Source organism: Paenibacillus sp. OT2-17 (genome assembly GCF_009827695.1).
In the GTDB taxonomy this organism is placed as follows: domain Bacteria; phylum Bacillota; class Bacilli; order Paenibacillales; family Paenibacillaceae; genus Paenibacillus; species Paenibacillus polymyxa_B.
On the sequence record NZ_WUDQ01000341.1, the window covers coordinates 1 to 3964 of the forward strand.

A 3964-nucleotide genomic window follows, 5' to 3' on the forward strand; every position below is an offset into this window, starting at 1 on the left:
GTAGTTTTAGAGCTAACAAGAGCTGTCCAGCCGAAGCGCTTTTCGAATCAAATACATGAACATCCGCCCCCTCTTCTTCCGCCATATCTTTTCCTACCAATGCACTGGAATACGAACTGGACAGGTTGCTGGATAATGTAATGGCAAAAGAAGTATGCGTACCTTGAAAGGCTTCCTTATACAGCATAGGTGACGGTGATGCGGATCCAATTTTGGTTGTACAGGCTTTCATTTCTTCCATAAACTGAGGCAAGTCCAATGTGTCATCATCTACGAAGCATTTATCTCCCAGCGTCATATTTAACGGAATCGTAGTAACTTGCATCTCTTCTCTAAGCTCTCTCGTTAAATCACAGCAGCTGTCTGCTATTATTTTATATCTCACCCGGTACACCCTCACATTATGTTATTTTTCAATAGAACCCGTATTCATAATACTCAAAGAAAGCTCAATTAACCGTATAAAATCCTTCACATTCTTCTCACCCAAACCTACTACAAGCGCTTCAAAATAACCCTCAATTCTCTGTTGCTTCTGTTTGATCAAGGATTCACCATCTACTGTGAGCCTTACACACATTCGTCGTCTGTCATGCTCAGACATTTCCATAGTCACATAGCCTTTTTTCCTTAATCCCGTAAGCGCTGCCGTAATTCTTGATCTGGATACATGCAGATGATCGCTGAGTAAGGAAGGATTAATTTCATCATCCCGATGCTGAACTAAATATTGAAGCACATGGTTTTCCCCCTGAACAAGCTCCGTCAGGCTACTGAATAATTCCATGTCATAAATCCGGTTAACGGATTCTCTCAATTCGTCCCTTAGTTCATAATCTTTCATAGTGAACCTCCGCAAAACACATAATACATACAGTTAACTATTAATACTATGTACTATAATGAATTGCCCACGATAATAACAATGAAATATTTGTGAATTTTAATACAAGGGTTAATGAGCTCAGCGTCGAATAAGAAAAAATACGCTTGATCACCTCTTGCCAGTTTACGGTAAAGGAGTTGTTACATAAGATGAAACGGTTTACTCTTCGCCAATCCCACAATTCGGATATTGAAAGCATTGCTAATTTACGGGCGATTGTACTGCGGAACGATTTAACCAGATTAGGAAGGTTTGATGAAGAGAAAGTTCGTCAACGCTTTCGTGATGCATTCGATTCTGTCCATACCTGGATCATTGAGGAAGACTCTTCTTTTGTGGGCTGCATAGCTTTTAAACCGAGATTAGACGGTTATTTATTGGAGCATTTTTATATTCATCCCAGTTACCAAGGTAAAGGAGTCGGCAGTCAAATATTAAAAAATCTGCTAGAACAAAATCATGTAAAAGGAAAACATGTAACCTTAAATGTTCTGCAAGGAAGCTCAGCCAGACGTCTTTATGAACGGTTTGGTTTTAAAATTGAACGTGAGGACCCTATTGACGTTTACATGTACTTAATCGTAGAGGGACATTCCAAAACCGTCGAAAGATCATAGAGTCATGCTTCAACACACCCTTGAATGTCCAGTTATATCTGCCCCAAGATGCTATTACAAATTCAAAAGATCTATGAACCGGGATGTTGGAGATATATAAGCACTATAAGAAAAGGCCAACCACTAAATACGGGTTGACCTCATCATTTAAAGAATGTCTTACGTTTCTAAGAGAACATAAACTGACTTTACAGCACCGTTTTAACCGTGTCTTGGACTTGCTTTAGCAGTCCTTTATAGCCATCTTCATCAAGGTAACCAATACTTCCAAGCAGCAAGTGACCGACGGATTCAATTCCAACGAAATCAAAAATTCCCGTATCTGATGTGATCTTCAATCCTGCGGTCATACCGATTTCATCGTAGATCGCGTTGGGAGTACCATGTGTATTCACAATAAAACCTTTTTTACCTGTAAGCAGCTTATTAATCCCTTCCGCACCAGCCGTATATGCAAATCCGTATGCAAATACACGGTCAACGTAACCTTTCAGGATGGCAGGAAGACCTGTCCACCAGATGGGAGAAATAAAAGTAATTGTATCCGATTGTGAGATGTATTCCTGCTCCACTTTGATATCAGCCGGAGTTTGCCCTGCTCTCATAGCGGCAGTATCCTCAGGTTTTAATACAGGTTGAAAATCAAGGGCATATAGATCACGTACAACGACTTCGTCACCTTTTTCTTTCAGAGTATTTACAACCGTTTCGAGTATCGCGTGATTAAAGCTTTCTGCGTTAGAGTGAGCATAGATAATAAGATGTTTCATTTTAATAACCTCCAGATGTTTTATTGTTATTTTGATATTAATATAGATATATATACATTTACTTAAAAAAATTTATAATCTGTTTTTTACATGCTCCAGCAAATATTCCAGCTGTTCTTTTTCCTCGTCTTTCAGACCACCATAGATGGTTTCTTGTAATCTATTGGAGATCATCTCAAATACAGGCTCTATCTCTCTTCCCTTATCGGTCAGAAATATCAAGGTAACCCGACTATCCTCCCTTTCTTTTTTTCTTTCGACATACCCCAACTTCACTAGCTTGTCGATCAAAACAGTGACAGTGGGTTGCTGACGAGAAATTTTTTGCGTCAATTCCTTAATGGAAAGCCCGTCCTTTTGATAAAGGAACATTAGAATTCCACCATGAGTAGGAACAATTCCTTCAATTCCATTCGATTCGAGCTCAGACACAATCAATTTATTGATCGAGTCTCTAATGGTTCCTATCAGTGCAGCTGCATTATTTTTTAACATACAAGCATTATTACATAGACATCTATATATATCAAGTGTTGGTTTCAGTCTGATCTGGTTTTAGCATATGAATGATTCAAAGAACTAGGATTAAGTTTGATATAATGAAATCTAAAATAGATAGGAGCTTGTTAAATGGAGCAGCTTTTAAAGAAAATTCAATACTTGAGTACCCAAGAAAACTTTAAAGCAAATATGACTTAATCTAAAATGGTTCATGGTGGACTACTATTGCAGACGCATAAAAAAGCCAAAACACCAAAGTTCCTTACCTGACTTTGAGTATTTTGGCTTACACTGTTTATTTAAAGAGATATTGGAAGTATGATATGTTTTAGTTGAGCGTTTGAAGTACCTCAGGTGTAAAGGTTTGAAGATCATGAATTCGGCCTTCACGTATTTTTGTAGCCCATGCAGGATCACCCAGAAGCGCACGCCCAACAGCTACCAGATCAAATTCATTGTTGTCCAGCCGTTCCAGAAGTTCATTAATATCTTGGTGTCCTGCCCCTTTCCCTTCCGTATAACTTACAAAATCCTCATCCAGACCTACAGAGCCAACCGTAATCGTGGTTTTTCCAGTCAGCTTCTTCACCCATCCGGCAAAGCTCAAATCGGAGCCTTCAAATTCAGGTACCCAAAAGCGACGTGTCGAGCAATGGAAGATGTCCACGCCCGCTTGTACTAACACATTCAGGAGTTGCCCCAGTTTATCCGGTGTATCGAACGGCTTTGCGTTGTAATCATTCATTTTCCATTGGGATAGGCGCATGGCAATAGGGTAATCAGGGCCAACCTCAGCACGAATAGCTTCCACAAGCTCAATGGCGAATTGTGCACGTTTTATGATATCGCCACCATAGCGATCCGTACGTTGGTTCGTTCTCTCCCAAAAGAATTGATCAACCAGATAGCCGTGCGCTCCGTGAATTTCAACGCCGTCAAAGCCCAATCGTTTTGCATTCGCAGCTGCATCGACATAGGCCCCAATGACCTTGACGATTTCTTCTTCTGTCATCGGCTCGGTCACTTTTTTTCCTTCCAGATCCAGCCCTGATGGACCAATCGACAGCGCTTCTGGGTTCGGCTGAGATCCCAAAGGGCGAGCCATCCCCATATGCCAAATCTGTGGAAAAATTTTACTACCGGCTTCATGAACCTGTCTGACCACTTCAGCCCAACCGTTTAAAGCCGCT

6 protein-coding genes are annotated in these 3964 nt (G+C 40.5%); 1 reads left to right on the top strand and 5 read right to left on the bottom strand.

Translation table 11 applies throughout. The features are described from left to right. Positions 1 to 385: DegV family protein (locus GRP75_RS20780; RefSeq protein ID WP_337194251.1), on the bottom strand; the 385-nt coding region annotated here is incomplete at its 3' end. Positions 386 to 406: 21 nt separating this feature from the next. Then, positions 407 to 844 (bottom strand): MarR family winged helix-turn-helix transcriptional regulator, encoded by a 438-nt coding sequence (locus tag GRP75_RS20785; protein WP_075154067.1) that lies wholly within the window; start codon positions 842 to 844, stop codon positions 407 to 409. Positions 845 to 1035: 191 nt separating this feature from the next. Between GRP75_RS20785 and GRP75_RS20790 the strand changes: the two genes are divergently transcribed. Continuing rightward, complete coding sequence (locus GRP75_RS20790; RefSeq protein WP_023988144.1) at positions 1036 to 1503, top strand: GNAT family N-acetyltransferase; 468 nt, start codon at positions 1036 to 1038, stop codon at positions 1501 to 1503. A 188-nt stretch (positions 1504 to 1691) separates the two neighbouring features. Here GRP75_RS20790 and GRP75_RS20795 read toward each other — a convergent pair whose 3' ends face one another. The 3 genes from GRP75_RS20795 to GRP75_RS20805 form a co-directional block, all read right to left on the bottom strand. Beyond that, a complete protein-coding gene (locus GRP75_RS20795; RefSeq protein ID WP_028542747.1) occupies positions 1692 to 2273 on the bottom strand; it encodes an NAD(P)H-dependent oxidoreductase in 582 nt (193 codons plus the stop codon). Between the two features lie 72 nt (positions 2274 to 2345). Beyond that, complete coding sequence (locus tag GRP75_RS20800) at positions 2346 to 2768, bottom strand: MarR family winged helix-turn-helix transcriptional regulator (protein WP_025718540.1); 423 nt, start codon at positions 2766 to 2768, stop codon at positions 2346 to 2348. A 334-nt stretch (positions 2769 to 3102) separates the two neighbouring features. Continuing rightward, positions 3103 to 3964 (bottom strand): oxidoreductase (locus GRP75_RS20805; RefSeq protein ID WP_160790249.1); only part of this gene is annotated, 862 nt, incomplete at its 5' end.

Coding starts and splice junctions, on each gene's coding strand:
- GRP75_RS20785 (WP_075154067.1), bottom strand. CDS start 844: ATGAAAGATTATGAACTAAGGGACGAATTGAGAGAATCCGTTAACCGG.
- GRP75_RS20790 (WP_023988144.1), top strand. CDS start 1,036: ATGAAACGGTTTACTCTTCGCCAATCCCACAATTCGGATATTGAAAGC.
- GRP75_RS20795 (WP_028542747.1), bottom strand. CDS start 2,273: ATGAAACATCTTATTATCTATGCTCACTCTAACGCAGAAAGCTTTAAT.
- GRP75_RS20800 (WP_025718540.1), bottom strand. CDS start 2,768: ATGTTAAAAAATAATGCAGCTGCACTGATAGGAACCATTAGAGACTCG.